We start from the raw sequence: 26,911 nt of genomic DNA, 5'->3' as shown, positions 1-26,911 counted from the left end.
GGCTCACAGGGGGTTGATAATGACATCCATTTTCAATAAGTTGCGCTGGTGCAAACCTTGTTGCGGCCTGTCGCGCTGTTCGTTGTTCTTGCTGGGATCGGTCTGACCGGGTGTGGGGCGCCGGCGCCTGCGGGTGGTGGGGCGACGGATCGGTTCGTGGTGATCGATGCGGAGGAGCTGGGGCGCTTCAATCCGTTGACGGGGCATGGCAGCAATGGGGAATCGAAGATCTACGAGAGCCTGTACCGCGTTGCCGAGGGGCAGGACGATCGGATCCCGGATGCGGTGCCGGTGCTGGCGGAGGGTGCGCCGACGCCGGTTGGTGGCGATCTGACCCATTGGCGCGTGAAGACCCGGGCGGGGGTCACGTTCTCGGACGGGTCGACCTTTGGGTCGGAGGACGTCGTCGCGACGTACAACGCGGTGATCAACAAGGCGTTCGCCGCGCCGATCGCGGCGAACTTCGACTTCCTGCGGACCGCTGAGGTCTCCGGTCCGAACAGTGTGGACTTCCGGTTGACCGGCGCGTACGCCGATGTTCCGCATCGGCTCTTCCTCGCGATCGCGCCCGCCGAGAGCCTCGCGAAGCCCGGCCCCGCGGACAAGCTTGCCCTGGGCAACAAGCCGGTCGGGACCGGGCCGTACGCGCTGACCGAGCTGCGGACGGACCAGGTGGTCCTGTCTGCACGCGACGGCTACTGGGGATCCAAGCCGCAGGTCAAGACGTTCGTGATCCGGCGGACCGACGACGAGAAGGCGCGCGCCGCCCAGCTCGCCAGCACGGCGGACGGTACCAAGCTGTCGCCTGCTTTGGCCCGCGCGGTCGCGAAGAACGGGTACCGCACCGTGGTCGCCAAGGCCAACGACTGGCTCGGCATCACTCTCCCCACCGGTGACCCGGTCGCGGGTGATCCCGGCATCCGCCTCGCGCTCAACCTCGGTGTCGATCGCGGCGCGATGGTCCGCGACATCCTCCAGGGTGAAGGCACCCCGGTCTCGACACTGGTCAGTTCCTTGTACGGCGACGCGTACGACCCGGCCCAGGACTTCACCTTCGACGCAGACCGCGCGCGGAAGGTCCTTGATGACGCCGGCTGGCGGCTCGGCGCCGACGGGATCCGGGTTCGCTACGGACGACGCGCGGCCTTCAACGTCGCGTACTACCCGACCGAGATCCTGCGCCGGGATCTCACCATGGCCTCGGTCTCCGACGCCAAGAAGATCGGCATCGAGATGAAGCCGGTCGCGGTCGAGAAGTCGACGATGACGCCGGAGTATCTGGCCAAGACGGCCTTCATGCTCGGCGGTGGCGGCCAGCCCTACACCCTCGACACCCAGCTCTACCCGAAGTTCCACTCGCGGTACGCAACTGCGGGCGCGGGATCGAAATGGGACAACGCCTCCGACTACGTGAACCCCGCTGTGGACCGCGCGCTGCAGGCGGCCCGTGTCGAACAGGACCCGGCCAAGCGAGCGAAGCTGTACCGCGACTTCCAGGCCGCCTATCACGCGGCCCCGGCGATGCTCGCGCTCGTGTCGGAGAACCACGTCTACGTGGTGCGTGACAACGGCTGGAAGTTCGGACCGACGGCACTCGAGCCGCACGCCCACGGCGTGGCCTGGGGTCCCTGGTACTCGTTGGCCCGCTGGACGCGCGGGTGATTCGGACCCGTCGCGCCCGGATCCGGCAACTCGCCGGGAGACGGCTCCTGTACGGCGTACCGCTGGTGCTCGTGGTTTCGCTGGCGACGTTCGCCCTGGCCGCCGCCAGCCCGTTCGATCCGCTCGAGGCGTATCTCGGCGGATCGGGTGACGGGTTCACCGAAGCAGAACGTGGCGCCCTCCGCGAGACCCTCGGACTCAACCAGCATTGGTTTGCAGCCTGGTGGCACTGGCTGACCGGCCTGTTCACCGGAGACCTCGGGTACTCGCGCACCTTCCACGAGCCAGTCGCGCAGGTACTGGCCGACCGACTGGGATGGACCGCCCTGCTCGGCCTCAGCGCCTCGGTTGTTGCGATCGTGCTGTCCGCAGCTCTCGGGGCAACCGCGGGCCTAAAAGCCGGGGGCCTGGCCGACCGACTGATCAGCGGCTTCGCCGTCATCCTGTACGCCGTCCCTCCGTTCATCGTCGCGCTCGGATCGGTACTGCTGTTCGCGGTGACCCTGCGATGGGTCCCCGCGGCCGGGGTGACCGACTCAGGTGATGCGATCACCGCGGCCTCGACCCTGCGGCATCTCTTCTTGCCCGCGCTCGTTCTGGGGATCTCGCAGGTGCCGCCGCTGGCGTTAGGGCTCCGCGAAGCCATCACCAGAGCGGCCGACGGGGACGCCGTACGGGGTGCTCAGGCTCGCGGCCTGCCGCGGCGAATCGTCCAGAGCAGGCACATCCTGCCGATGGCCGCCGCGCCCTTCTTCGCACTCATCGGCGGCAGACTGCCGGAGCTGCTCGTTGGGGCGACCGTGGTGGAGACGGTCTTCGCCTGGCCCGGTCTCGGCGACGCCGTGGTGAATTCCGCGCGCGCACTGGACTTCCCGCTGCTCGCGGTCGTGGTCGTCCTGACGGTGGTAGTGGTTGTCGTGGGCAACCTTGCCGCGGATGTCGCGGCAGTCGCTGCCGATCCACGGATCGAAGCCGATGGCTGATCGCAGGCAGATGGGATTGGCGGTGGCGGCCGTGGTGGTGCTGGCCGGCTACGCGATCCTCGCCCCGCTGGTGCATCCCATCGACGAAGCCATCACCGATTTCGCGTCGGGTGATCAGGGCCCCGGCGCCGCGCACTGGTTCGGCACCGATGCCTCCGGGCGGGATCTCCTGACGCTGGTCGCCAAGGGGATGCGTGTCTCGCTGGCGATCGCGGTGGCCACCGCGATCATCTCCACCCTGATCGGCGTCGTGGTCGGGATCGCGGCCGGCGCTGCCGGTGGCTGGGTGGATCGGATCAGTATGCGCATCGCCGAAGCGTTGACGGCCGTCCCGAGCCTGCTGCTGTCCCTGCTGATCGTCTCGCTGTTCCGCGGCTCGCTGGTCGCGATCGTCATCTCGCTGGTGCTCACGCACTGGACGGCGACCGCTCGAGTCGTGCGCGCCGAAGTCCTGTCGGTCCGCAATGCCGAGTACGTCGAGGTGGCCAGGCTGCACGGGTTGACCGCGACGCGCATTGCGCGGATCCACTTCCTGCCGGTCGCGGCCGGGCAGGCCCGAGTGGCCGCCGTACTGCTGGTCGCGCATGCGGTGTGGCACGAATCGACACTGTCGTTCCTCGGTGTCGGTCTGCCTCCGCACCAGGCGTCGCTGGGCACGTTGCTCGCGGACTCGGGGCAGGCACTGCTGCTCGGGCACTGGTGGCAGCTGGTCTTCCCGGCCGGTGCGATCGTCGCAGTCACGCTCGCGCTGTCGGCGCTGGGCCGCTCGCTCGCCGGACCATGTCGGGAGCCGATCGCGTGACCCTCGAACTCAAAGCCGTCCAGGTCCGCATTCCCATCGGCGCGGGCCGCGAGGTGCACGCACTGACCGATGTCGATCTGCTCGCGATACCAGGCAAGCCGCACTTCGTGGTTGGCGGTTCGGGCTCCGGGAAGTCGACCCTCTGCTCAGTCGTCAGCGGGCTGCTGCCCAGCCACGCCCGATTCGCAGGCACGGTGTCGGCGGCAGGCTTCGCCGTACCGGAGTTGTGGCGCCACCGCGGACGTGTTGTCGGCGTGGTGCCGCAGTCGGCGATGACCTGCTTCACCCCGGTACGACGACTCGGCGGGCAACTGGCCGAGACGGTTCGCTACCTCGGCGGTGAGCGCGGTCCCGCGGAGCTGCTCGACCTCGTCGGACTCGATCCGAGTGCGCTTACGAAGTATCCGCTCGAACTCTCGGGCGGCATGCTGCAGCTGGCTGCGATCGCCGCCGCGCTGGCCGGTGACCCGCCGGTGGTGGTGGCCGACGAACCGACCTCGGCGCTCGACCGGGGGCGTTCGGAGGACGTCGTACGACTGCTGGCCAAGCTCGCCGCTGATCGGGTCGTCCTGGTCGCGACCCACGACCTCGCTGCGGTCCGCAGTGGGGCCCCCGATGCGGATCTGTCGGTGATGTTCGCGTCGCGGATCGTCGAGACAGGCCGCGCCGGTGACATCTTCACCGCACCGCGCGCGGACTACACCCGTGACCTGCTCGCCGCATTGCCGGAGAACGGGCTGCATCCCCTCCCGCACCCGGTGCCGGACCTGATCGACCTGCCCGCCGACTACCGCTATGGAGGATGACCAGCGCATGCTCTCGGCACGTTTCCTCGCGGTCGGCCACGGCCGGACCACCCTGCTCCACGACGTCGAGTTCGACATCGCTCCTGGTGAGATCGTCGGCTTGGTCGGCCCGTCCGGCTCCGGTAAGACGTCGTTGCTGCGTGTCCTCACCGGGCTGAACCGGCCACTCGACGGCGAGGTGCTGATCGACGGCGACCCGCTTCCCAAGCGTCCAAGGGGGCAGGTGGCGATGCTGTTCCAGTCGGCTCGCCGTTCCTGTGATCCACGCCTGACCCTGCGCCGGTCGATCGAGATCTGCGCGCCGGACAGCGGGATCGACTGGGATTCCCTGTGTACCAAGGCGGATCTGCAACCCGCGCTCCTCGACCGCCGTCCGGATCAGGTGTCGGACGGGCAGCTGCAGCGGGCCGCGATCGCCCGCGCGCTCGCCGGCCGGCCCGGCTACCTGCTGTGCGACGAGATGACCGCGGCCCTCGACCCGGCGGCGACGGCGGCCGTCGTGGCCACGCTGCGCCGGGCTGCCGACGACGGCGCCGGGGTCCTGTTCGTCAGCCATGACCTGCCGCTGGTCGGTGCCTGCGCCGATCGCGTCCTCGAGCTCCAATCCTCAACTGTCACTGAAACCTCCCCGAGAAAGGTTCCTTCATGAACTCCCGCCCCCGACTGCACGTACTGAGCCGGACCGATCTCCATAACCTCGAACTCTCGCCCGCCGAAGCGATCACGCTGGTCGAGGACGGCTACCTGGCCTACGCCGCCGGCCGCTCACGCAACCCGGCCAAGCTGATGGTGCCGCTGCCCGACCCCGAACGCGACGCCGTCACCTACTCGATGCTCGGGTACGACGGCTCGCTCGAACAGGCCGCCTTCAAGACGAGCTACCGCCAGGGCAGCACCTCCGCCGAGAAGTACTACACGACCATCACGCTGTACGACGACACCACCGGCATGCCGTTCGCCCTGATGGACTGCCAGCGGGTCGGAGCGACTCGGACACCGGCCAGCACCGCCCTGATCGCTCGGACCTGCGCCCGTCCGGGTGCGCGTACGGCGCTCATGGTCGGAACTGGCGTGCAGGGGATCCGGACCCTGCCCTACCTGCTGACCGCGCTGCCGGAGCTGGAGAAGCTGCAACTGTTCGGCACTCACCCCGATGGGCTCCGGGACAGCGTCGCGGCGGTGGCCGAACGGTTCCCCGACCGCAAGGTCGAACTGATCGACGACGTCGAAGCCGCCGCCCGCGAAGCCGATATCGTCGTGGCTGCGTCCGGCCGGGCAGCACACCCGAAGATCCAGCTCGGCTGGTTGCCGAAGGGTGGATTGCTGGTTTCTGTTGCCAGCAAGGGCGTTCAGGAAGGAACGCTCGCCGAGGCCGACTACACGGTGGCCACCAGCGCCGCGCAGGTCGAGGTCACCGGTCAGCGGATGGCCGGTCCGGACGGCGTCTTCCGCATCGACGCCGAGCTCCCCGACATCCTCGCCGGGCGTGCGCCAGGTCGCCGTACTGATGACGACCGGGTGTTCGCATTCAGCAGCGGCATGATCATCACCGACATCCCGGTGGCCCACGCGCTTGCTGCGCGCGCGATCGCTGCGGGTCGCGGCCAAGAGGTTGCCCTGTGGTCATGACGGAGACCCTGTCCCCGCCACTTCCCGCAATCGAACGACCTTGGGCACTCGCTGTGCGGACGTCCCGGACGATCTGGGAGATCGCGCACGCCATCGGTGGCGGGCCGTTTCACGTCGTTCACCCGGCGACGTTCGCGGAGAACCTGCAGCGGATGACCGATGCACTCGCTGCTGAAGGAGTGGCCGGCACCGTCTACTACGGAAAGAAGGCCAACAAGGCGTCGGCCTGGCTGCGTGAATGCGCTCGGCTGGGCAGCGGCGTCGACGTCGCGAGTGTGCCCGAACTGGTCCATGCCCTAGGCAACGGAGTACGCGGTGAAGCGATCGGGGTGACCGGTGCCGCGAAGCCGGACGGCCTGCTCTGGCTTGCATTGCGACACCACTGCCTGATCGCGGTCGACGCGGCCGACGAGCTGGAACGCGTTCTGCAGCTGGCGGGCGAGCTCGGTGAGCCGGCCGAGATTCTGCTGCGGGTGCGACCACCGGCAGCTCCCGACAGCAGGTTCGGGTTCGCGCCCGAGGCACTCAACGCCGCGGTACGGCGATGTGCCGAGCCCGGGGCGCCCGTCGTACTGCACGGGTTCTCGTTCCACCTGGACGGGTATGACCCGGTTCCGCGAGCCGAACTCGCCGCACAGCTGATCGGCCACTGCCGGGCCGCGCGGGCGTTGGGGCATTCCGCGTCGAAGATCAGCATCGGTGGCGGGATTGCGGTGTCCTATGTGGAGGCCGAGGACTGGGCGCGGTTCGAAGCCGGCCGATCTGACGAGTGGTTCCATGCCGGGCACAATCCGGCTCGGACCTACCCGTACCACCAGTCGCCGATCGGCGCGGGCATGGTCACGGCCATCCTGCGGCACGAGATCGACGGACGCCCGTTGGCAGATCGGCTGCGAGCTGACGGGATCGAGCTGCTGTTGGAGCCCGGCCGGGCGCTGGTCGACGGCGCCGGCTTCACCGTCTTCCCGGTACTGGGCTGCAAGGACGGCGACGAGCATCTGATCACCACCGTGGCCGGGCTGTCGATGAGTCTGTCCGAACAGTGGAAGGGCAGCGAGTTCCTGCCCGATCCGATCCTGATTCGCCGTACCGATGGCGCCGACGATCCCGTGCGCACCACCGTCGGCGGCTCCAGCTGTATGGAGTACGACGTCCTGACCTGGCGCACGATCCAGTTGCCGGCCCGGCCGGTGGCCGGGGATCTGCTGCTGTACCCCAACACCGCCGGATACCAGATGGACAAGAACGAAAGCGGCTTCCACCAGTTGCCGCTGCCGCCCAAGGTGGTGGTCGACGGAGACCGTTGGCAGGTCGACACCGACTACCCGATCCAGGAGATCCGATGACCGTCGTCCAGCGTGTGTCCGAACTGATCGGGAACACGCCGTTGCTCGAGCTCGCGCGGACCGGGACCGGAACCCGTCTGTTGCTCAAGCTCGACCACCTCAACCCCACCGGATCGTGCAAGGTGCGGATGGCCCAGCAGATGGTCGACGACGCCGAACGGGACGGGGTGCTCCGGCCCGGCGGCCATATCGTCGAACCCACCTCCGGGAACACCGGCTGCGGTCTCGCGCTGGTCGCTCTGGAACGCGGGTACCGCTTCACGGCCGTGGTCGATCAGCATGCCGCGCGGGAAAAGCTCCGGATGCTGACTGCACTCGGAGCGGAGCTGGTATTCGTCGACATCCCACCTGGTGGGGGCGTCGGCTCGGTTCTGCGCAGGCGGGTCGCTGCTGAGATCGCGGCGGCCACTGGAGCTTTCCATCCAGATCAACACAACAATCCTGGGAACGGCGCCGGCTACACCGATCTCGCGGCGGAGCTGCGACGGCAACTCGGTGCGGTGGATGTGCTGGTCGCGGCGATCGGGACCGGCGGGTCGTTGTGCGGCACGGTCCGGGCGCTCCGCGCGGCCGGTTCGCGGACCCGCTCGGTCGCGGTCGAACCAATCGGATCGATCATCTTCGGCGGTGCTCCTGGCATCTACCACCAGACCGGGGCGGGCAGTCCGGAAGGATTCCCGATCGGTGCGAACGTCGACCGTACTGTCATCGACGAATCCCACCGCGTGTCCGATGCCGATGCTTTCGCCGGTGCTCGAGTCGTGGCCCGGCGGACCGGTGCGCTGGTCGGCGGCACCACTGGTGGCGCTATCCACGTAGCGCTGCGAGGGCTACTCGGTCACCCGGCGGGGAGCACGGTGGTGGTGCTGTCCAACGACACCGGCGAGAAGTACCTGGACTCGGTGTTCGACGACGGCTGGCTGCGCGAACGCGACGTACTCGACGAGCTGGCGCATCGGCGGGTCGAGCGCTGGTTCACGACGTACGAAGCCTCGGTGCGGGTGGCAACCCGGGACAGGTGGGCAACGCGCGCACCAGTGGCGGTGGGCGTGTGAGCACGCTGGAGAAGGTCCGTACGACGGACGGCTACCGCACGCTCGTCGCCCTGGCCGCTCCGATCGCGGGCATCCAGCTGGCCCAGGTCGCGCTCACCAGCGTCGACCTGGCCATGCTGGGCCTACTCGGTGTCTCCGCGGTGGCAGCGGGTGGGCTGGCGCTCCTGCTCTACAACCAGATCCGGACGATGTGCGTCGGCATGGTCACCGGCGTCGGGAACCTGGTGGCGACCGCGGCCGGCGCGGGCGAACGCCGTACCGGCACTGGCGAACCGGATGAGCAGGCGCGGCAGGAGATCCGGACGCTGCTGCGGTCTGCGCTGCTGGTGGCGACGCTGACCGCGGCGGTCGGGGCGGGTGTCCTGTGCGGTCTGGCACTGGCGTTGCCGCTGCTGGGACAGCGTCCGGAGATCGTGACGCTCGCCAGGGCCATGATGTTCACCCTGGCGGGCGGGCTGTTCCCGATGATCTGGCTGAACGTACTGCGCCAGTTCGCGGTCGGACTGCGGCGGCCCGGTTCCCTGCTGGCGGTAACCCTGGTGTCGATCGCGGTGAACGCCGTACTGAACCTGGTCTTCATCCACGGCTGGCTGGGAATGCCCGAGCTGGGCGTCGCGGGGGTCGGTTTGTCGACGACCGTGGTGCAGTTCTTCACGCTGGGGGTGTTTGCCAGCGCTGTACGGCGGGATGCGTTCCTGCGGCCGATGGTGTCGCTCGCGGCGTGGCGGGCGGATCCCGCGGTCGTCCGGCACATGGTCAAGCACGGGACGCCGATCTGTTTCACGTACGGTTCGGAGGCGGCGATCACGTCGATCGCGACGGTGTTGATGGGCCTGTTCGGTCCCGTCATGCTCGCCGCCTCGAACCTCGCGAACCAGCTGGCCTACATCGTGTATCAGGTCAACATCGGCCTGTCGCAGGGCTCGTCCATCCTGGTCAGCCGTGCGGTCGCCCGCGACGAGCCGTACCGGGCCAGGATCATTGCACGGCAGGCATTCACTGTGTCGTGGACGTTCATGGCCGTGGTGAGCCTGATCTACATCGTGCTCCCGCAGGTGGTGCTGTCGCCGTTCCTGTCGAGCGAGGCCGACGCGGCGGTGCTTGCCACCGCATCGACCTTGTTGTTCTTCGCGGTCGCGCAGCAGTACAGCAAGGGCACCCAGAACATCCTGGTCGGACTGCTGCGCGGCCTCGGCGACACCAAGTCGGGGCTGCGATCGACCCTCGTCGGCTACTGGCTCGTCGGCGTACCGGCGATGGTTCTCTGCGCCTACGTGTTCAACTGGGGCGGCTGGGGAGTCTGGTCGGGCCTGTGCTGCGGCTTCGCAGCCACCGCATTCCTGCTCGGCCGCCGCTTCCGTGCCCTTTTCGGTCGGCGGTGACGGGGTACCGGGCAGGGCATAACGGAACGAAAGAAGTGAGAGCAATGGTGTTGCCGCAGTCCGTCAGTAACGCGGAGAAGCCGTGGACGGAGGAGGAGCTCGCGCGGTTGGGGAAGCTCGCCGCACTCAACATCCCGCCCTGTGTGATCGGGATCAGACTCGGTCGCCCGGAGGCAGCGGTTCAGCAGAAGGCGACCCAGGCCGGGATCGAACTCGAGCCGAGGAACAGGCCGCCGTACGGCGTCTAGTTCTTGCGGGCCGCGCGGACGAGCAGCGCACCAGCGGCCGTCACGGCGGTGGCGGCCGCGGCCGCGAGGGCGTTGCGGTGGCGGGAGGTCCAGAACTCGTAGCTGCGGGTCGTGGCACGGTCGTCGAAGGCGCCGTGGGAGCCGAAGTCGCGGTCGGTGTCGGCGGGCTGCCAGAGATTCTCGGCGTCCGGCTTGCTGAGCTTCGGATTCTGCTGCGACTGGTAGCCGGTGCGGGCCAGGTAGTGATCGAGAAGACCTGGCACGAACTTGTTGGCGATCACCGTCGCCATCGTCGGCCCACCGATCCAGTACTCCCGGCGACGCGGATGATCGGCAGCGAACAGTACGGCGTCAGCTGCGACTTCCGGCTGGAAGATCGGTGGCACGGGTTGCGGGTGGTGGGGGAGACGCGACAGCACCCACGAGAACTGCGGGGTGTTCACGGCCGGCATCTGCACCATCGTGACGTGCACATTCGCCTTGTCATGCAGGAGTTCCGACCGCAGTGAGTCGTGGAAGCCCTGGATGGCGTGCTTGGCTCCGCAGTACGCCGATTGCAGCGGGATCCCGCGATAAGCCAGCGCGGAACCGACCTGCACGATCGTCCCCCGGTCCCGAGGCTTCATCCGGTCGAGCGCGGCCCGGGTGCCGTAGACATACCCGAGATAGGTCACCTCGGTGGTCCGCTTGAACTCCTTCGGGTCGATCTCGGTGAACGGCGCGAACACGCTGGAGAATGCCACGTTCACCCAGACATCGATCGGCCCCAGTTCGTCCTCGACCCGGGCCGCGGCCGCCTCGACCTCGTCGTACTCGGCGACATCCACCGGGATCGCCAACGCCGTACCGCCGGCGGCTTCGACATCACGCGCCGCGGCTCGCAAACCTTCCTCGCCGCGTGCCAGCAGCGCCACCTTCGCACCGCGGCGGGCGAACGCGATCGCACTCGCGCGGCCGATCCCGGCACTGGCTCCTGTCACCACCACAACCTGCGTCATGGCGGTCCAGTACCCCGGGCCACACGGGTGTACGCCGGGCGCGGCCAGGGCACCGGCGAATCCATGCGACTGACAGAAACGGCTGATGTGTGGTGGAAGAACGCGGTGATCTACTGCCTCGATGTCGAGACGTTCTTCGACACCGACGGTGACGGATCGGGTGATCTGCGCGGTGTCGGTCAGCGGATCGATCACCTGGCGGATCTGGGCGTGACGTGCCTGTGGCTGATGCCGTTCTACCCGACGCCGGATCGTGACGACGGGTACGACATCACCGACTTCTACGGCGTCGATTCCCGCCTGGGTACGCACGGCGATCTGGTCGAGCTGATCATGCTGGCCCACGACCGCGGGATCCGGGTGATCGTGGACCTGGTCGTCAACCACACCTCGGACCGGCATCCGTGGTTCCAGAGCGCGCGCGCTTCGCGGGAGTCGCCGTACCGGGGCTGGTATGTCTGGCAGGACGAGCCGCCGGCGAACCAGCACGAGGGCATCGTGTTCCCCGATCAGGAGACGAGCCTGTGGGAGTACGACGAAGAGGCCGGGCAGTACTACCTGCATCAGTTCTACAAGCATCAGCCGGATCTCAACGTCGCGAAGGCGGAGGTGCGGGAGGAGATCCAGCGGGTGATCGGCTTCTGGTCGCAGCTCGGGATCTCCGGTTTCCGGGTGGACGCCGTACCGTTCCTGCTGGACACCACCGGTGCCGTCGACGCGGGCAACCTGCCGGATCCGCACGACTACCTGCGCGATCTGCGGGCCTTCCTGGACCGGCGGCATCCGCAGTCGATGCTGCTCGGCGAGGTCAATCTGAAGTATCCCGATGTACGGCGATTCTTCGGTGACGAGGACGGCGACGAACTCACGATGTGTTTCGACTTCATCGGGATGCAGCGGCTGTATCTGTCGCTGGCACGCAACGACCCGGCCGAGCTGGTGCAGGCGCTGCGGCAACGCCCGGCTGCTGCGGAACAAGGGCAGTGGGGCACCTTTGTACGCAACCACGACGAGCTGACGCTGGACAAACTGTCCGACGCCGAGCGGCAGGAAGTGTTCGACGCGTTCGGCCCAGCGAAGGACATGCAGGTCTACGGCCGCGGCCTGCGCCGGCGACTGCCGCCGATGCTGGGAAACGACCAGGCCCGCTTGAAGATGGTCTACAGCCTGCTGTTCTCGCTGCCCGGCACCCCGGTGCTCTTCTACGGTGAAGAGATCGGCATGGGCGAGAACCTGGCCATCAAGGGCCGCGCGGCGGTCCGCTCCCCGATGCAGTGGACGGACGGCCCGAACGGCGGGTTCTCCACGGCCGCTCCGCCACACCTCGCGGCGCCGGTCACCGAGGGAGAGTTCGGCCCGAAGCACGTCAATGTCGCAGCGCAACGCCGAGACCCGGACTCGTTGCTGAACTGGATCAAGCTGCTAGTACGGCGTTATCGGGAGTGCCCGGAGTTGTCGTGGGGCGACTGCACGATCCTCGAACACGACGCGCCGACCGTGTTCGCGCATCGCTCCGAACACGAGGACGGCGCCGTCGTCACCGCGCACAACTTCGGCCCGGAAGCAGCTCGGGTCACGCTCCAGGTGGCCGACTCGGGCGCCGAACTCTGCGCGGTCGACCTGCTGCGCGACGGCCGCACCGATGTCACAGCTAGCGGACAGTTGTCGCTGGAGCTCGAACCGTACGACGCCCGCTGGCTACGTCTTGTCCGTCCCGGTGACCGCTACCTCATCTGAATCTGAGTTGTTGCGGACCAGGAGCGGGATCAGCCACCAGAACACCACGAACCAGATCAGGATGGCCGCCACGATGCCGAGCGCGACCGGGCGGGAGAGGACGACGTCGAGGGCGAGCAGCACGCCGCCCGCCATGGCGACGACCAGGAACGCGAGCCCGAACTGGGTGAGCCGATCGGTGATCGTGACGAGCCGGTCCCGGAGGCCTTGGCGGTGGACGATGCGGTGGAACGAGACCGGGGCGAGGAAGAGCGCGACTGCCAGAGCGGAAGCGATCAGGGTGGCGGCGTACACGTGGTGGGTGAACTGGTCGGCTGCCTGGAACTGGCTCTGGAACCCGATGCTGAGCAGGAAGGCGAACAGGATCTGGGTTCCGGTCTGAGCGAGGCGCAACTCCTGGAGCAGCTCGTTCCAGTGCCGGTCGAGGCGCTCGCCGGAGTTCTCGCCGTCACGGGTGTAATTGGCGGGTTCGCGGTCCATGACGGCTCAAGTACCCGTCGATCGGAGCAACCAAGCACTGCCCTCAGATTGGATTGAAAGGGCACGACATCCCACGGAGTAGCGGCTGACGATTGTTTGGTGACCGATTCGTCTGTCGAAACCTTCAACCGGCTGATCCGGACCGAACTACCAGCCCGTACGCCGAAGTTGTTCGGAACTGCCTGCGTACTCGGCGGAAGCATCGCCGGGCTGCTGGCCGCCCGGGTCCTGGCCGATCACGCGCGCGAGGTCGTGATCGTCGAACGCGATGAGCCCGAGACCACCGGGCGCCCGCGAGCCGGCGTACCGCAGGATCGGCACGGGCATGCGCTGCTACCGGGTGGGTTGAAGCAGCTCGAACGCTGGCTGCCGGGAGTGGTCGACGAGGCCCAGACACTGGGCGGTCATCTGGCCCCGCTCGGCCAGCAGGGCGTGTACTACGACGGTCGCCCGCGGGCGCAGGGCGGCGACGCGAAGCTGTTGCTGGGGAGTCGTCCCTTCCTCGAGGCGCGCGTCCGAAACCGGGTGCTCGCGCTGCCCAACGTGTCCACGGTCACCGGTCTGGCGACCGGCCTCGTCTACACCGACGACGGCCGCGTCGGGGGAGTGCAGGTCGGGAGCGCGACGGTGTCCGCCGACTTCGTGGTGGATGCGATGGGGCGCGCGTCCAGGCTGTCGTCCTGGCTCGAGCAGGCCGGCTACCAGCGTCCAGTTCTGGAGCGGATGCCGACCGGGATCCATTATGTGACAGGACTTTTCGAGCGGACCAAGAGCGCCGACAGCCTCGAGGAGGCCTGTGTACTCGACCTGATCTCGCCGCGGGCAATGCCGTTCGACCTCACCGTCGCGAGTGTCAACGTGATCGAGGACAACCAGTGGCTGGTGATGCTGATGTCGTACGAGGAGCAGCCCGCCGCGCGTTCACTCGACGCCTTCCGCGCGGTCTGCAACGACCTGCCCCCGATCTTCCGGCAGGCGACGAGCGGGGTGCCGACCCACGGCCTCGAGACCTACCACCAGGCCGACAGCAGGCGCCGCGATTTCGCGGGCCTCACGCACTTCCCGGCCGGCCTGGTCGCAGTCGGTGACGCCGTCGCCTCCTTCAACCCGATCTACGGGCAGGGGATCAGCTCGGCCGCGCTGCACGCCTCCTGCCTGTCGGAGTACCTGACCACCGACCCCGACCTCACCAGCCCGGCCACCGACTTCTTCGCCCTCCAGCAAGTCATCACCGACGCGGCCTGGACGCTGTCCGCAGGTGCCGACGCGGCTCGCCACGACGCCATCACGGGCACCAAAGCCTCCGCCGAGGTCGAACAGCAGCGCTCGGCGATGAACCAGATCATCCAGGCCACCCTGACCGATCCCACCATCACTGAAGTCTTCGCCGCGGTCACCTTCATGGACGCCCACCCGGCAACCCTCGCCGACCCGACCTTCCTCGACCGGGTACGAACGTGTGTGGGGGTTAGCTAAGCTGGCCGGGATGAACAGGCTGCTGCGTTTCCTCATGGTTCTTGGGGCGCTGCTCGGCGTGTTCGTCCTGCATTCCTTCACGGCGGAGACCGTGGTGAGCGAGTCGACACTGACCGCTGGGACCACGGTGGCGCCGAAGACGGTGGACCCGGTCGGCTACGACCACCCGGGGCCGTGCGCGATCATCCTGACTGGTTCGCTGTTGCTGTTGTCGGCGTGGCTCGTGCTGCGCCGGCGGCAGCGTTTCGGTGACCTGCCGCGCGCTCTGGTGCATGCCGGCGTGACGCCCGCGGCCCCTGCCCACTGGACCACCCCTCGCCTGACACAGCTCTGTGTACTTCGGACCTGATCTGCGCTGAAGCAGTGCGCTCAGCTCATTCCTGGATCAGATCATGCGAGGTTGCAGTAGATGAAGCTATCCACCCCTGCCCGAATTTCCATCGGCATCGTCGCGGCCTTCGCCGTCGCGGTCGGCGTACTGCTGGCTGTCAACTCCGGTGATTCCGAAGCCGAACCCAGCGTCACGAACGAGCGCCTGGTGCGCCCGGACAGCCACAAGATCGGTACGGCGCCCGACGGCAAAGTGACCTTTGTCGAGTTCCTGGACTTCGAATGTGAGTCGTGCCGCGCGGCCTTCCCGGCCGTCGAACAACTCCGCAAGGACTACGCCGGCAAGGTCACCTTCGTGGTCCGGTACTTCCCGATCCCGTCGCATTTCAACGCCGAACGGGCAGCCCGCGCCGTCGAGGCGGCGGCCGGGCAGGGCAAGTTCGAGCAGATGTACCAGAAGATGTACGAGACCCAGTCGGAGTGGGGCGAGGCGCAGGTCCCGGCCGACGAGCGCTTCCGCGGGTACGCGAAGGACCTCGGGCTCGACCTGACGGCGTACGACAAGGCCTATCAGGACCCGGCCACGCTCGAGCGGATCAAGAAGGACGTCGCCGACGGCGAGGCGCTCGGAGTCACCGGTACGCCGACCTTCTTCCTGAACGGCCAGAAGCTCGAGCCGCAGTCCGCCCAGGACCTGGTTGCGAGTATCGATGCCGCCCTCAAGTAACTCACCGTTCCCACGGCTGTTGCCGTGGTTGCTGCTGATCGGCGGGGCGATCGGGCTGCTGGCTGCCGGCGTACTGACGGTGGAGAAGATCGCGTTGCTGCGGGATCCCAGCTATGTACCGTCCTGCAGTATCAATCCGGTGCTGTCCTGCGGCTCGGTGATGACCAAGCCGCAGGCCGAGGTCTTCGGATTCCCCAATCCGCTCCTCGGCCTCGCCGGCTTCGCGGTCGTCACCACCGTCGGCGCCGCACTCCTCGCGGGTGCGGCGTTCCGGCGCTGGTTCTGGATCGGCCTGCAGGTCGGTGTCACCCTCGGCGCCGTCTTCGTGCATTGGCTGATCTTCCAGAGCCTCTACCGCATCCAGGCACTATGCCCCTACTGCATGGCCGTCTGGGCCGTTACGATCCCCATCTTCTGGTACGTCACCCTGCACAACCTGAACCGCTTCACCCGGTACCACCCCATTCCGCTCGCACTCTGGGCGGTCGCCGTACTGAGCCTGATCACCGAACAGTTCTGGTCCTATTGGAAAACTCTCTTGTAGCCGGCGGGCAAAACAAGCGATTGATCTCGGTACGACGTCTTGCGCTTCTCCGGGTGTGGCTCTACTTTTCGGACAACAGTTAGGAAACTTTCCTAACTGTTACGGATTGTGCAGCTTCCTTTTCACCGCCCGGAGGACACCGCTGATGTCTTATCTACTACGTGGGCTGACCGCTGCCGCGGTTGTCGCCTCTGCTTTGTTCGTGCCAAATGCCCTGTCCGCCTCGGCCGCCGAGACTCTGCTCTCGCAGGGGAAGCCCACGACCGCATCGTCGATCGAGGGCGCCGGGTTCGAGGCGGCCAAGGCGGTGGACGGAAATTCGTCCACCCGGTGGGCCAGTATCGAAGGACATGATCCCGAGTGGATCCGGGTCGACCTGGGGAGCACCGCGAGCATCACGCGGGTCAAGCTGAACTGGGAGGCGGCGTACGGGAAGTCGTACAAGATCCAGACCTCGGCCGACGGCTCGACGGGGTGGACCGATGTCTTCTCGACCACGACCGGTAACGGCGCGATCGACGATCTGACGGTGTCGGGCAGCGGCCGGTACGTTCGCGTCCACGGCACCGTGCGCGGGACGACGTACGGGTACTCGCTGTTCGATCTCGAGGTCTACGGCACGACGGGCAGCGACCCGGGCGACACCACGCCGCCGAGTACGCCGACCGGTCTCGCGGCGACGGGGACCACGTCGAGCAGTGTCTCGCTGGCGTGGAACGCGTCGACGGACAACGTCGGTGTCACCGGGTACGTCGTGTATCGCAACGGCACCGAGGTGACCACCAGTGCCGGCACGACGTACACCGACACCGGCCGTACGGCGTCGACCAGCTACACGTACACGGTCAAGGCGCGGGATGCCGCAGGCAACTTGTCTGCCGCGAGCAACGCCATCACTGCCACCACCCAAGCCGGTGGCAGCGGACCGGCTGTTCCGTTCGGCAGCCACCGGTTCCCGTACGCCGCCGGCATCCTCAAGCCGACGGGCAGCCAGGCCACCCTCGACCAGAAGGTGATCGACTACTACCAGCAGTGGAAGGCCGCCTTCGTCAAGCAGAACTGCGGCAACGGCTGGTACCAGATCATCTCGCCGGACGCCGATCACCCGTACGTCGCTGAGGCTCAGGGGTACGGGATGGTCATCACCGCGACGATGGCCGGCGCCGACCCGGCCGCCAAGACGATCTTCGACGGACTGGTCAAGTACATGCTGGCGCACCCGTCGGTGAACAACTCCGACCTGCTGGCCGCTGAGCAGAACACTTCCTGCCAGAGCGTCAACGGCTCCGACAGTGCGACCGACGGCGACATGGATGTTGCCTACGGCCTCCTTCTCGCCGACAAGCAGTGGGGGAGCGCGGGCACCTACAACTACAAGCAGCTCGCGATCAGGCACATCAACGCGATCAAGGCGAGCGAGCTGAACCCGAGCACCAACATGCTGACCTTCGGCGACTGGAGCAGCGCCGGCGGCGAGCACTGGAACATGTCCCGGACGTCGGACTGGATGGCCGACCACTTCCGTGCCTTCCGGACCGCCACCGGCGACTCGGCCTGGGACACGATCCGCGCCAAGCACCAGAGCGTGACCACCTCCCTGCAGAACAACTACGCGGCAAGCACCGGCCTGCTGCCCGACTTCGTCATCAACACCAACTCCAGCCCGCGGCCGGCCACCGGCCAGGTTCTGGAGGACCCGAAGGACGGACAGTTCTGGTGGAACGCCTGCCGCGACCCGTGGCGGATCGGCGCCGACGCCGTGACCAGCGGCGACAGTGCCTCCCTCACCTCGGCCCGCAAGCTCAACAGCTGGATCAAGTCCAAGACCGGCGGTAACCCGAACAACATCGCCACCGGCTACCAGCTGAACGGAACCGCGATCCAGTCCGGCAGCGATGCCGCCTTCTTCGCACCGTTCACCATCCCGGCGATGACGGACTCCGGCAGCCAGGCCTGGCTCGACGCCCTCTGGAACAAGATGCTCGTCACCCCGGTCGACACCAGCAGCTACTACGCCGCCAGCATCCAGCTCCAGGTGATGATCACCGCCACCCACAACCACTGGGTGCCGTAACCGTCGGAGTGCCAGCCAACCTCCCACCAGCGCACCTTCCGCATGCCCCCCGCGGAAGGTGCGCCCGTCCCGCGCCCCGCCCAAGGCCGATTAGCTGAAGGCTTCCGCACGATCCAGTACGACGTTGAGCACGGTTCAACCATGTGCGCGGCCGGACGGTGGTTGAGCGGTGCTCAAGGTGAGCCGGCCGTACGACGTTGAGCACGGTTCAACCATCCCGGTGGGGTGTCAGATGGTTGGTGGGTGCTCAAGGTGATCCCGCCCCGCGATTTCGGGTCCCCGGGCTGTCCCGCGCGTTATCCGGTGGATTTTCGTCACCGAGCACCCCCAATCCACCGGATAGCGCAACATCGGGCTGAGGTTCCGTCGCGTGCCCAGTGACTCGTTGCTGGAGGGTGGGGTGGTGGATGGTGGCCCTGCCCGGCCCATGTTCCTCCACAAACCGATTTGGGGAGGGCGGGCGCCGGCCGCGAGGGATGTGGGGAGGATCCACCCGAATCGGTCGCGGATCCTCCCCGAACCGGTTTGGGGAAGGGGACTCGGCGACCCGTTCGCTACAGATTTCCCTAACGTCCGAACAACCGGAGGCCGACTCTCCGGTTTTTCGGACGTTAGCTGGGTGCGGTGGTTAACGTCCGAACGTTCGGAGGCGGGCCCTCCGGTTTTTCGGACGTTGTGGTGGGGTGCGGGATGCCGCAGAGGCGAGCATTAACTGACCAGCCTCGGTGCAACCCCTCATCTGAAGGGCTATCCCAGGGCTATCCCTTCACCTGGGGGTGCACCTCAGGTGGCGGCCGACGTGATCAGCTGGGGGCGGCTCGGTAGGCGTTGCCGGAGGCGTTCGGGGTGGCGCCGTTGCAGAGGCCGGTGGGGAAGACCTGGGTGTTCAGGGTGAACCAGGCGAAGCGTTCGACGAAGGTCTTCCCCGCAAGCATTGCGGTCGACCGCTTGATGAAGTCGACCTGCTGGGCCTCGCTCGGGAAGCGCGCCGTACCGGTGGACCAGTCGACCAAGGCATATTCGGTCACCCAGACCGGCTTGTTGTACCGCGCCCGGACCGCGTTCATGTAGTTCTCGAGATGACCGGTGGCCGCGGAGGAGAAGTCCGACCCGTACCAGTGGATCGGAATGAAGTCGACGCGGTAGCCGCGCTGAGCAGCCCCGGCCATGAAGCGATCAAGCCATCCGCCGGGCGTAGCGCCGCCGTACGCGACGGCCGGTGCGCCGAGTCGCATCCCGGTCGCCTGGAGTTGCGGCCAGAGATTGAGCGCCTCGTCGACGGACATGTTCGCCTGGCCGGCCATGTCCGGTTCGTTGAAGCCGAGCAGCGTGCTGCCGTTGGCTTTCGCGTCGTTGAGGGCCGCGGCGTTGACCGATCCGCGTCCCCAGATCATCGGGACGAACTCGACTCCGGCCGGTTTCGCGACGCCCTGGGGGTTCGTGGCCCAGGAGTAGAACCAGCTCGCGTTGACAGCGCTCAGGGCCTGTGAGGCACCGGAGACATTGTTCGTGCTGACGCCTTTCTTGGTCGCCGCGGCTTGCGCCGGAGTGGCGAGCGTGAACGACAGCAGGACAGGCAGAAACAACAGGATGAGTTTTCGCATCGGTAGAACTCCGATCGAATACCGGGGGCGGTGACCTTCAGCTTGACAGACACCACGCTGCGACGGGACAAAAGCTCTGGGAGCGCTTCCAACAATCTTGAGTAGTCGTTGGCTGTTGTCGAGCAGCAGAGGCAGATTTACGCTGGTAGCGCTTCCAGAAATGCTCCCTTCGCTCAGAAAGGGCTCCGGAATGTTCGTTCTCAAGTCCCTGGTGGCCGCGGTCGCCGCGGCAGTGGTCCTGTTGCCGTCGGTACCTGCTCTCGCAGCTAGTCCGATCAGTCTGACCAGCGGTTTCTACGTCAACCCCAACTCGTTGCCCGCGACCTGGGCACGCAACAACTCCGGCGATCCGCGGGCAGCGCGGATCCAGAGCTCGATCGGGTCCAAGCCGATCGCCCGCTGGTTCGGCAACGACGCCAACATCGGCACCACCGTCGCCAACTACGCGGGCGCAGCCGACGGGCAGGACAAACTGCCGGTCCTGGTCGCCTACAACATCCCCGGCCGCGACATCTGCGCCGGGCACTCCGGCGGCGGCGCGGGCAGCCCGAGCGCCTACCGGACCTGGATCTCGAGCTTCGCGGCCGGGATCGGCACCAAACCCGCCGTGGTGATCATCGAACCGGATGCGCTCAACGGCCTGGACTGCATGACCCAGGCCCAGCGCGACGAACGTCTCGGCATGCTCCTCTACGCCACCCAGATGCTGCAGCAGAAGGCACCGAACACCTACGCCTACCTCGACGCGGGCAACGCCGGCTGGACCGCGGCCTCGACCATCGCCAACCGCCTCGGGCAGGCCGGCATCGCCAACATCCGCGGCTTCTCCGTGAACGTCTCGAACTTCTACTGGACCAGCGAGTCGATCACCTACGCGAACTCGGTGAACAGCTACCTCGGTACGGCGAAACCGTTCGTGATCGACACCAGCCGCAACGGCAAGGGCCACGGCGACGGCTGGTGCAACCCGCCCGGCCGCAAACTCGGAGTCACCGCCCAGACCGGCGGCGGCGCCGAGCTGCTCCTCTGGGTCAAAACCCCCGGCGTCTCGGACGGCCCCTGCGGAACCGCCCCGTCCACTCCGGCCGGCCAGTTCAACCCCGACCTCGCCACCCGCCTCATCGACGGCACCTGACCCGATCACGGCCCCTTCCGCCCCTAGACTCCGCGCATGCGGAAGGGGCTGTGATGCAGTACGCGAACGAGCAGGACCGGTACGACGCCATCCGGGCGAGCACGCTGGCCAAGCTGCAACCGCGGCGCGCCGACCTCGCCGTACTGGAGGGTGAAGCCCTGGTCCGCAAGCTGACCGAAGAGGCGCTGGCCGAGTACTACACCGACCAGATCGCGGCGAACTACGCGTGGGACTACGTCGAACGCGAGGTCCGCCGGGCACTCGACGAGGCGTAATGCAGGACGCGGCCGTTGCGAGGATCCTTGCGCAGCACCGGACACCCGCGGAGCGGCTGGCCGCCCTCGAGCGCAGCCACGCACCCGAGCTCGCCTACGGACTGCACCCCGGGAACGACGAGGCTGCCGAGATCGCCGGTGCGGCGAGCTACCTCCAGGTCATGAAGCGCAACTGGCGCGCTGAGCTGGTGAGCCGCGACGCAGGTAACCCGGAGCAGCGGCCCGGGTGGGAGGCCTTCCAACGAGAGATGGACGCGTTCGTGCCCGAGGTCGAGCGCGCCCAGCCGGTGTGGTTCCTGCAGGCCGACGGCTATCAGGTCACCGGCACGAACCAGGACGAGCTGAACGCGATCGCCGCCGCCCGCGAGCGCGCGCCACGGGACGATCCGCAGCAGCAGCTGGGCATCACCTACCAGCGCGACACCATGTACGCGATGCTGCCCGACGGAGCGATCTCCCGGCATACCGGCACCTTCGACGCCGGTACGACGGCCGCCACCGCTGCCGGCTGGGTCGATCACGTGGTCCGGGTGCGAGCGGAGGCCGACGAGCTCCGGATGCGGGTGACCGCGGTCGCCGACGACGGCGCCGGGAACCTGACCATGCACGGGACGGTGCTCGAGGGGCCGGTCGGCAATCGCGGACTGGCTGTTGGGTCGACGGTCGAACTGGCGAAAGACCAGGCGACCGGTGAACTGACGATCGACGGGCAGGGCGTCGACGAGTGGAGTGCGTCGTTCGAGACCTTCGGCTACCACCAGGGACGGACCCGGGTGAACGAAGGTGTCGGTATGGATGTGGCTGGCGCCGGTACTCCCGAGGCTCGGAACCGTGGGCCGCGGCTGGCGGTCGACGATGTCCTGTTCGAGCGGATCCGCGACGTTTATACGAATGTCGAGGATCCGGAGCGCGGTTACGCCCGGACCCTCGGACCGACCAGAACCCGCCTGAACTTCAACGAAGCCGGGTGGGATGTGAACGTCCCGCCGTACCGGCGACTCGGTGGCGACGCGATGTTCACGGAGGCGGCGCACCCCGAGCCCGCGCCGTACGACGCCAACCTTCCGGTCCCCGGCACGGTCGATGTCAGCGACCCCAACTGGTACTACGACGTCACGAATGCGCTGCCGGACCGGTTCGTCGGCGGCCGGTCGAGCAGCTCGACGCTCTACATGACGGCCGCGACGATGCTGGTGCACGAGGACCGGCTCTCACTCGACGAGGCCAAGGACCTGATGGCGTTCGCCGTCGCGGACATGGTGGCCAGCGGGGAGCACAGCATGCCGGAGTGCATGGCCCCGGTCGTGCTCGCCGCCGGCAGCTCACAACCGTGGCAGGAGACCCCACTCAACATCACCATGGAGACTCCACCGCTGACCGCCTGGATGCACCTGGTGAGCCCCGAGACCAGGAACGAGATGCGCACCGAGGCCCGAGCAGCGCTGCAACAGGTCCTGGAGAACCCCGCACCCGATCCGAAGGTGGTCAAAGGCCTCACCATGGTGGTCAAGGCAACCAACGACCACGAGCGCAACACCACCGAGCTCACCAAGGCCATGACCGCCGGCCTCAACCCCACCTCGGCCGCCGCCCAACATGTCGTCGGCACGGCCCCACGGCCCCGCACGACAACCGCCGTGCGGGACCCTAACCTCGAGCGCTAGCTGGCTGCGGCGTGGAGGAGTTCGGCGCGCTTGGCCGCGAAGGTGGCTGGGTCGACCGGCTGGTACTTCGCGGTCGGGGCGAGTGCGGTGGTCAGCGCGCGGGCGGCGGCGGGATCGCGCTTGGCCAGGAGGGCGAGCAGTTCGTAGTCCTCGGCGCCGTCGCGCATCGTGTCGTGGCGCAGGCTGCCCATGATCGTGCCGTGCTCGGGGTCGGGGTAGACGATCGCGACATCGCCGGGCGTCGAGATGCCGGTTTGCGGCTCGTGCCAGTTGTTGTAGGCCCAGTGCAGCGTGCCGGTGACGCCCTGGCCGAAGTTGTACCAGTTCATCAGGCGCAACCGGGCGGCCGGAAGATCGATGAAGCGGTTGTAGTACTCGCCCTGAGGAAGGACACAGATGTAGGTCCAGATCTCGTCACCCGCGGCCTTGCGGGTCTGGTAGAACGTCTGGTTGTCCTCGTAGACCGACAGCAGCGGAACCAGGATCTTGACCCGGCCGGCGTACGTCGTCTTGGTCTCCGGCCTCAACTCGGCGTGCGGCGACGAGACCCGTACGCCGGGCATCCGGGGCGCGAGTTGTTCGTCGTACACGCGTCGCATCGTGTCGAGCTGGTCGTTCGTCCACGGCTCGTCGCCGAGGTTCATCGTCCAGCGGCTGTACCAGCCCTTCGCCGTGAGGTGCTCGCGGAGCGCGTCGAGGTACTTGGCCACGAAGGCCTTGCCCTCGGCGGTGTCGTACCCGATCCGGTCGATGACAGTGCGGTCACCCGACCTGCGCAGCCCCCAGATCCGGTAGCTGTCGCCGTCCTTGGCCAGCACGTTCTCGCTGAGCAGGCGCTGGGCGACGCCACGGCTGATCAGGAAGCTGACGACCTCGTCGAAGCGCTCCCAGCGGAAGTCGATCTCGCCGTTCGGCTGCACGGTACTGCCGCCGTTCAGCAGCAGGTCCATGGTGGGGACCCACTGGGTGTTGATGCGGTGCTCCTTCAGGTCGGCGGCGAACTTCTCCATCAGCGCCCACCAGCCGGTCGAGTACTTCTTCAGGTTGTAGATCCGCTCGATGTCGTCGGCGCTGTTCTCGAAGCCGAACATGTAGGTGTAGTTCGAGTAGCTCAGCGCGCTGTTGTCCGGGTCGGGGACGGTCACGTTCACCACCTCGACCTGCACCGGAACCGTCAGCGTGCCGGCGGAGGTCAGCACCCGGGCCGTGCCGCGGTAGATGCCTGCCGGGGTCTCCTTCGGCACCCGGACCGTGAGCGAGATCGATTGCGTGGTGTTGCTCGGGACGGTGCGGTGGGTGTCGTTGTGCAGGTACTCCGGGAAGAGGCCGGGTGCGTTGGCCACCGGACCGACGATGCCGCTGGAGTTGTGCGGCAGATGGATGTTGCCGACGAACCGGTAGCGGAGATCGGTCGCCGGGATCTGGTGAGAGGTGCTGGCCAACGCCGGCAGCTCGACACTGTTCACCGTGAAGGTTCCGGGGGAGCGAAGCACGACCTGGGCGGATTCGTATTCGTTGCGGGCGGCAAGGAGCGAGACGCCGGTGCCCGCCGTACCGGATCGTCCGGAGCCTGGGAAGACGCTCGTGAGCGCACTCTCGGTCCACAGTTGTGGGAGGGTCCCCGACGCGGGCTGGACGCTGAAGTCGTCGCCGTACCCGGTATTGCCGATCGAGAACTTGAAGAAGTAGATGAGAGCGGTCGTGTTCGCCCGTCCGGTGGTGAAGGTGACGGTGGCCTTCGTGTAGGCGCTGGAGGTGATCTTCTGGTTCGTCTCCGTGCCGCCGTAGTTCTTCACGCCGATCCACACGTCGGCGCTGTCGGTCTTCCCCCAGCCGGTCAGCACGTACGTCGTGTTGGCGGACAGCCCGGTCAGAGTCTGCTCGAACGTGCCTTCGCCGCCGGACAGTTGCGCCGCGTTCGTCCCGGAGCGGGCGTTGTGCGCGACCACGTTCGAGTTCTTCCGGTCCCAGTTGTCGCTGCCGCTCTCGAAGCCGCCGTTGCGGCTGTGCTCACGGCCCAGCGTGGCGGTCGGGACGAGTTCGAAGTCGTCGCCGTACGCGGTGTTGCCGGAATCGTTCTTGAAGAAGTAGATGACGGCCGAGTCGTTGGTACTGCCGGTCGTGAAGGTGACCTCGCCCCGCGTGTACTGCGGGCTGGTGATCCGCACATTGGTCTCGGTACCGCCGTAACGCTTGACACCGATCCAGACTCCTTGCGAGTCCGTGCGGGCCCAACCTCGCAGCGTGTACGTCGTACTGGGCGTCAGGTCGTTGACGGTCTGCTCGAACGTGCCCTCCCCGCCGGTGAGCCGGGCCGCCGTCGTACCGGTCCGGGCGCCTTCCGTGGCCAGGGTGCCGCCGAGTACCAGCCAGGGGTGGGATCCGGACTCCCAACCCGGGTTCCGGACGAGGTTGGTGGAGGCGGCGGCAGGAGTGGGGATGAGGAGGACGGCCAGCAGGGCGAGGACCAGCAGAATTCGACGCATGTGACGAGAGTCGGCCGGGGCGCGCCGGACCACTAGCAGCATCCGACCAGAAGTTTGTACTTTTCTGACATGGTGCTCACGTTGCGGTTCGAGCTGGAGGCCTTCGGCCGGCCGTTCAACGCGGCGCGGATCTGGTACGGACCGGATGCACGCGACTCGGTGCGGCACACCCACCAGGACTTCTACGAGCTGATGGGCGTGGTGGCCGGCGGCGGTGAGCACATGCTGTCCCGTGGTGCGGTGCCGCTGGAGCCGGGCGACGTGGTGCTGGTCCGGCCGACCGACGAGCACGCCATGTCGGGGCGCGCCACCGGAGGCCTGGAGTTCGTCAATGTCAGCTTCCCGATCGCAGCCTGGCAGACGTTTGCCGCACTCAGCCGCCTGGATCCGACAGGCAGTTGGGACCTGGCCCCGCGGCCACCTGTCTTCCGTGCGGACGGAGGTGACTTGGCTGACTTGGTGGGGATCTTCGAGCAGGCTGTCGCACGAAGTCAGGACGAACCGCGAGACCTGGACCTGTTGCGCTTCTGGACCGACCTCTTCCTGCTGGTCAGCCCGGTGGGGGAGGCGATGGACACCGGCAAGCCGGCCTGGTTGCGCGCCGCGCAGGCAGCGATGCACGAGGAGGAGAATCTTCGGGCCGGGCTGCCCCGGATGCTCGAGCTGGCGAACGTCAGTGCGGGACACCTGGCCCGGGAGATGCGCCGGCACGACCGCATCACGCCGGTCCGCTTCGTGACCGACCTCCGGCTCCAGCAAGCAGCGAGCTTGCTGCGGACGACGCCGTACTCGGTGGCGGAGATTGCGGAGCGCACGGGCTTCGGGAGTCAGTCGTACTTCGCCCGCTGCTTCGCCGCGAACTACTACATGTCACCGCGCGAGTTCCGCACCCTGAGCCGATTTGGCGTTCACCGCGAATCACAGTAGTGTTCTTCTTGTTGGGAGCGAGTGCAGGACGCGGAAGCGGCCGGACCTCCTGACCACCCTCAAGTAAGCGCAGCCGGATCGTGTCTTCGGACTCGGATCGGTCGCTGAAACGCGGGGTGACTGGGTCGAAAGTAGCCGATTTGACCGGCTGCGAACGGAACAGTAATGTTTGGCGGGTTGCCCCGGAGCTGAAAACGAGAGTTTGAAGCGCGGTGTGCGTCCGATTCTTGAGAACTCAACAGCGTGCCGAAAGTCAATGCCGAAATTTAGCATTAACCCCGTGCATAGACATATCGTGTCTGTGTTCGGATTCCTTTGAATGTAATTTCTGGATTCAGTCAGTTTGATTGTCTCTGATGTTCAAAGGATCAACTGAAGTTGTTGACTATCCGGGAGCCTTTCGGGGTTTCTGGTTTGTCTATATTTTTCAACGGAGAGTTTGATCCTGGCTCAGGACGAACGCTGGCGGCGTGCTTAACACATGCAAGTCGAGCGGTAAGGCCCCTTCGGGGGTACACGAGCGGCGAACGGGTGAGTAACA

The 26,911-nt window shown here is 67.1% G+C and carries 24 protein-coding genes and 1 rRNA gene; 21 read left to right on the top strand and 4 right to left on the bottom strand.

Annotation, left to right across the window (positions count from 1 at the left end):
• The first annotated feature begins 48 nt into the window (after positions 1 to 48).
• From E1261_RS21400 to E1261_RS21355, 10 genes are read left to right on the top strand one after another with little or no spacing between them, the layout of a single operon-like run.
• Positions 49 to 1,662: an ABC transporter substrate-binding protein gene (locus tag E1261_RS21400; protein WP_202874900.1), complete on the top strand. Its 1,614-nt coding sequence runs from the start codon at positions 49 to 51 to the stop codon at positions 1,660 to 1,662.
• Entirely contained in the window at positions 1,659 to 2,645 is a 987-nt protein-coding gene (locus E1261_RS21395; protein WP_202874899.1) for an ABC transporter permease, read from the top strand. The genes E1261_RS21400 and E1261_RS21395 overlap by 4 nt, the downstream gene beginning before the upstream one ends.
• A complete protein-coding gene (locus E1261_RS21390) occupies positions 2,638 to 3,447 on the top strand; it encodes an ABC transporter permease (RefSeq protein ID WP_132409118.1) in 810 nt (269 codons plus the stop codon). The genes E1261_RS21395 and E1261_RS21390 overlap by 8 nt, the downstream gene beginning before the upstream one ends.
• Positions 3,444 to 4,253: an ATP-binding cassette domain-containing protein gene (locus E1261_RS21385; protein ID WP_165952588.1), complete on the top strand. Its 810-nt coding sequence runs from the start codon at positions 3,444 to 3,446 to the stop codon at positions 4,251 to 4,253. Before E1261_RS21390 ends, E1261_RS21385 begins: the two co-directional genes overlap by 4 nt.
• Before the next feature lie 7 nt (positions 4,254 to 4,260).
• Positions 4,261 to 4,902: an ABC transporter ATP-binding protein gene (locus E1261_RS21380; protein WP_132409114.1), complete on the top strand. Its 642-nt coding sequence runs from the start codon at positions 4,261 to 4,263 to the stop codon at positions 4,900 to 4,902.
• Positions 4,899 to 5,882 carry an ornithine cyclodeaminase gene (locus E1261_RS21375; RefSeq protein WP_132409112.1) on the top strand — a complete coding sequence of 328 codons (984 nt, stop codon included), beginning with the start codon at positions 4,899 to 4,901 and terminating at the stop codon, positions 5,880 to 5,882. Before E1261_RS21380 ends, E1261_RS21375 begins: the two co-directional genes overlap by 4 nt.
• The gene (locus tag E1261_RS21370) at positions 5,879 to 7,228 is read left to right on the top strand and encodes an alanine racemase (protein ID WP_202874897.1); all 1,350 of its coding nucleotides are present in this window, start codon (positions 5,879 to 5,881) and stop codon (positions 7,226 to 7,228) included. Before E1261_RS21375 ends, E1261_RS21370 begins: the two co-directional genes overlap by 4 nt.
• Positions 7,225 to 8,283: a PLP-dependent cysteine synthase family protein gene (locus E1261_RS21365; protein ID WP_132409108.1), complete on the top strand. Its 1,059-nt coding sequence runs from the start codon at positions 7,225 to 7,227 to the stop codon at positions 8,281 to 8,283. The genes E1261_RS21370 and E1261_RS21365 overlap by 4 nt, the downstream gene beginning before the upstream one ends.
• Entirely contained in the window at positions 8,280 to 9,665 is a 1,386-nt protein-coding gene (locus tag E1261_RS21360; RefSeq protein ID WP_202874895.1) for an MATE family efflux transporter, read from the top strand. Before E1261_RS21365 ends, E1261_RS21360 begins: the two co-directional genes overlap by 4 nt.
• Positions 9,666 to 9,709: 44 nt before the next feature.
• The gene (locus tag E1261_RS21355; protein ID WP_132409106.1) at positions 9,710 to 9,913 is read left to right on the top strand and encodes a hypothetical protein; all 204 of its coding nucleotides are present in this window, start codon (positions 9,710 to 9,712) and stop codon (positions 9,911 to 9,913) included.
• Here E1261_RS21355 and E1261_RS21350 read toward each other — a convergent pair.
• On the bottom strand, positions 9,910 to 10,911 hold the full coding sequence (locus E1261_RS21350) for an SDR family oxidoreductase (protein WP_132409104.1): 1,002 nt from the start codon (positions 10,909 to 10,911) through the stop codon (positions 9,910 to 9,912). The genes E1261_RS21355 and E1261_RS21350 overlap by 4 nt on opposite strands.
• A gap of 63 nt (positions 10,912 to 10,974) precedes the next feature.
• Here E1261_RS21350 and E1261_RS21345 point away from each other — a divergent pair, with 63 nt between their 5' ends.
• Complete coding sequence (locus E1261_RS21345; protein WP_132409102.1) at positions 10,975 to 12,648, top strand: alpha-amylase family protein; 1,674 nt, start codon at positions 10,975 to 10,977, stop codon at positions 12,646 to 12,648.
• Here the strand turns inward: E1261_RS21345 and E1261_RS21340 are convergent.
• Positions 12,610 to 13,128, bottom strand: a complete 519-nt coding sequence (locus E1261_RS21340) for a DUF6328 family protein (RefSeq protein WP_132409100.1) — start codon at positions 13,126 to 13,128, stop codon at positions 12,610 to 12,612. The genes E1261_RS21345 and E1261_RS21340 overlap by 39 nt on opposite strands.
• 99 nt (positions 13,129 to 13,227) lie before the next feature.
• On the opposite strand from E1261_RS21340, the gene E1261_RS21335 reads away from it, so the two are divergent.
• From E1261_RS21335 to E1261_RS46910, 5 genes are all read left to right on the top strand, one after another.
• Entirely contained in the window at positions 13,228 to 14,604 is a 1,377-nt protein-coding gene (locus E1261_RS21335) for an NAD(P)/FAD-dependent oxidoreductase (RefSeq protein WP_202874893.1), read from the top strand.
• A gap of 10 nt (positions 14,605 to 14,614) precedes the next feature.
• Positions 14,615 to 14,953 (top strand): hypothetical protein, encoded by a 339-nt coding sequence (locus E1261_RS21330; protein ID WP_132409098.1) that lies wholly within the window; start codon positions 14,615 to 14,617, stop codon positions 14,951 to 14,953.
• Between the two features lie 60 nt (positions 14,954 to 15,013).
• The gene (locus E1261_RS21325; protein ID WP_132409096.1) at positions 15,014 to 15,661 is read left to right on the top strand and encodes a DsbA family protein; all 648 of its coding nucleotides are present in this window, start codon (positions 15,014 to 15,016) and stop codon (positions 15,659 to 15,661) included.
• Positions 15,645 to 16,205 carry a vitamin K epoxide reductase family protein gene (locus E1261_RS21320; protein ID WP_132409094.1) on the top strand — a complete coding sequence of 187 codons (561 nt, stop codon included), beginning with the start codon at positions 15,645 to 15,647 and terminating at the stop codon, positions 16,203 to 16,205. The genes E1261_RS21325 and E1261_RS21320 overlap by 17 nt, the downstream gene beginning before the upstream one ends.
• Before the next feature lie 145 nt (positions 16,206 to 16,350).
• Entirely contained in the window at positions 16,351 to 18,279 is a 1,929-nt protein-coding gene (locus tag E1261_RS46910) for a glycosyl hydrolase family 8 (protein ID WP_132409092.1), read from the top strand.
• 803 nt (positions 18,280 to 19,082) lie between these two features.
• Here E1261_RS46910 and E1261_RS21310 read toward each other — a convergent pair.
• Positions 19,083 to 19,883 carry a glycoside hydrolase family protein gene (locus tag E1261_RS21310; RefSeq protein WP_132409090.1) on the bottom strand — a complete coding sequence of 267 codons (801 nt, stop codon included), beginning with the start codon at positions 19,881 to 19,883 and terminating at the stop codon, positions 19,083 to 19,085.
• A 190-nt stretch (positions 19,884 to 20,073) separates the two neighbouring features.
• Here E1261_RS21310 and E1261_RS21305 point away from each other — a divergent pair, with 190 nt between their 5' ends.
• The 3 genes from E1261_RS21305 to E1261_RS21295 are packed head-to-tail and all read left to right on the top strand — an operon-like array spanning position 20,074 to position 22,957.
• Positions 20,074 to 21,018 (top strand): glycoside hydrolase family 6 protein, encoded by a 945-nt coding sequence (locus tag E1261_RS21305; protein ID WP_238176342.1) that lies wholly within the window; start codon positions 20,074 to 20,076, stop codon positions 21,016 to 21,018.
• A 53-nt stretch (positions 21,019 to 21,071) separates the two neighbouring features.
• Positions 21,072 to 21,293, top strand: coding sequence for a hypothetical protein (locus tag E1261_RS21300; RefSeq protein WP_132409086.1), 222 nt, complete (start codon positions 21,072 to 21,074; stop codon positions 21,291 to 21,293).
• Positions 21,293 to 22,957 carry a hypothetical protein gene (locus E1261_RS21295; protein WP_132409084.1) on the top strand — a complete coding sequence of 555 codons (1,665 nt, stop codon included), beginning with the start codon at positions 21,293 to 21,295 and terminating at the stop codon, positions 22,955 to 22,957. The genes E1261_RS21300 and E1261_RS21295 overlap by 1 nt, the downstream gene beginning before the upstream one ends.
• Here E1261_RS21295 and E1261_RS21290 read toward each other — a convergent pair.
• Positions 22,954 to 25,443, bottom strand: a complete 2,490-nt coding sequence (locus E1261_RS21290) for a glycoside hydrolase domain-containing protein (protein WP_165952587.1) — start codon at positions 25,441 to 25,443, stop codon at positions 22,954 to 22,956. The two genes, E1261_RS21295 and E1261_RS21290, sit on opposite strands and share 4 nt — an antisense overlap.
• 69 nt (positions 25,444 to 25,512) lie before the next feature.
• Here E1261_RS21290 and E1261_RS21285 point away from each other — a divergent pair, with 69 nt between their 5' ends.
• A complete protein-coding gene (locus tag E1261_RS21285) occupies positions 25,513 to 26,370 on the top strand; it encodes a helix-turn-helix transcriptional regulator (protein ID WP_132409080.1) in 858 nt (285 codons plus the stop codon).
• Positions 26,371 to 26,797: 427 nt separating this feature from the next.
• Positions 26,798 to 26,911: ribosomal RNA gene (locus E1261_RS21280) — 16S ribosomal RNA — on the top strand; the annotation flags it as partial.

The sequence above is a fragment of the Kribbella albertanoniae genome (assembly GCF_004348455.1).
Lineage (GTDB): Bacteria > Actinomycetota > Actinomycetes > Propionibacteriales > Kribbellaceae > Kribbella > Kribbella albertanoniae.
This window is presented reverse-complemented; position numbering and strand designations above follow the sequence as displayed.

What these genes read in the sequence shown, in the direction of transcription:
- E1261_RS21285 (WP_132409080.1), top strand. Translation starts at nt 25,513, where the DNA reads ATGGTGCTCACGTTGCGGTTCGAGCTGGAGGCCTTCGGCCGGCCGTTC.
- E1261_RS46910 (WP_132409092.1), top strand. Translation starts at nt 16,351, where the DNA reads ATGTCTTATCTACTACGTGGGCTGACCGCTGCCGCGGTTGTCGCCTCT.
- E1261_RS21355 (WP_132409106.1), top strand. Translation starts at nt 9,710, where the DNA reads ATGGTGTTGCCGCAGTCCGTCAGTAACGCGGAGAAGCCGTGGACGGAG.
- E1261_RS21305 (WP_238176342.1), top strand. Translation starts at nt 20,074, where the DNA reads ATGTTCGTTCTCAAGTCCCTGGTGGCCGCGGTCGCCGCGGCAGTGGTC.
- E1261_RS21310 (WP_132409090.1), bottom strand. Translation starts at nt 19,883, where the DNA reads ATGCGAAAACTCATCCTGTTGTTTCTGCCTGTCCTGCTGTCGTTCACG.
- E1261_RS21290 (WP_165952587.1), bottom strand. Translation starts at nt 25,443, where the DNA reads ATGCGTCGAATTCTGCTGGTCCTCGCCCTGCTGGCCGTCCTCCTCATC.
- E1261_RS21340 (WP_132409100.1), bottom strand. Translation starts at nt 13,128, where the DNA reads ATGGACCGCGAACCCGCCAATTACACCCGTGACGGCGAGAACTCCGGC.
- E1261_RS21390 (WP_132409118.1), top strand. Translation starts at nt 2,638, where the DNA reads ATGGCTGATCGCAGGCAGATGGGATTGGCGGTGGCGGCCGTGGTGGTG.
- E1261_RS21325 (WP_132409096.1), top strand. Translation starts at nt 15,014, where the DNA reads ATGAAGCTATCCACCCCTGCCCGAATTTCCATCGGCATCGTCGCGGCC.
- E1261_RS21380 (WP_132409114.1), top strand. Translation starts at nt 4,261, where the DNA reads ATGCTCTCGGCACGTTTCCTCGCGGTCGGCCACGGCCGGACCACCCTG.
- E1261_RS21370 (WP_202874897.1), top strand. Translation starts at nt 5,879, where the DNA reads ATGACGGAGACCCTGTCCCCGCCACTTCCCGCAATCGAACGACCTTGG.
- E1261_RS21330 (WP_132409098.1), top strand. Translation starts at nt 14,615, where the DNA reads ATGAACAGGCTGCTGCGTTTCCTCATGGTTCTTGGGGCGCTGCTCGGC.
- E1261_RS21295 (WP_132409084.1), top strand. Translation starts at nt 21,293, where the DNA reads ATGCAGGACGCGGCCGTTGCGAGGATCCTTGCGCAGCACCGGACACCC.
- E1261_RS21350 (WP_132409104.1), bottom strand. Translation starts at nt 10,911, where the DNA reads ATGACGCAGGTTGTGGTGGTGACAGGAGCCAGTGCCGGGATCGGCCGC.
- E1261_RS21300 (WP_132409086.1), top strand. Translation starts at nt 21,072, where the DNA reads ATGCAGTACGCGAACGAGCAGGACCGGTACGACGCCATCCGGGCGAGC.
- E1261_RS21320 (WP_132409094.1), top strand. Translation starts at nt 15,645, where the DNA reads ATGCCGCCCTCAAGTAACTCACCGTTCCCACGGCTGTTGCCGTGGTTG.
- E1261_RS21365 (WP_132409108.1), top strand. Translation starts at nt 7,225, where the DNA reads ATGACCGTCGTCCAGCGTGTGTCCGAACTGATCGGGAACACGCCGTTG.
- E1261_RS21375 (WP_132409112.1), top strand. Translation starts at nt 4,899, where the DNA reads ATGAACTCCCGCCCCCGACTGCACGTACTGAGCCGGACCGATCTCCAT.
- E1261_RS21345 (WP_132409102.1), top strand. Translation starts at nt 10,975, where the DNA reads ATGCGACTGACAGAAACGGCTGATGTGTGGTGGAAGAACGCGGTGATC.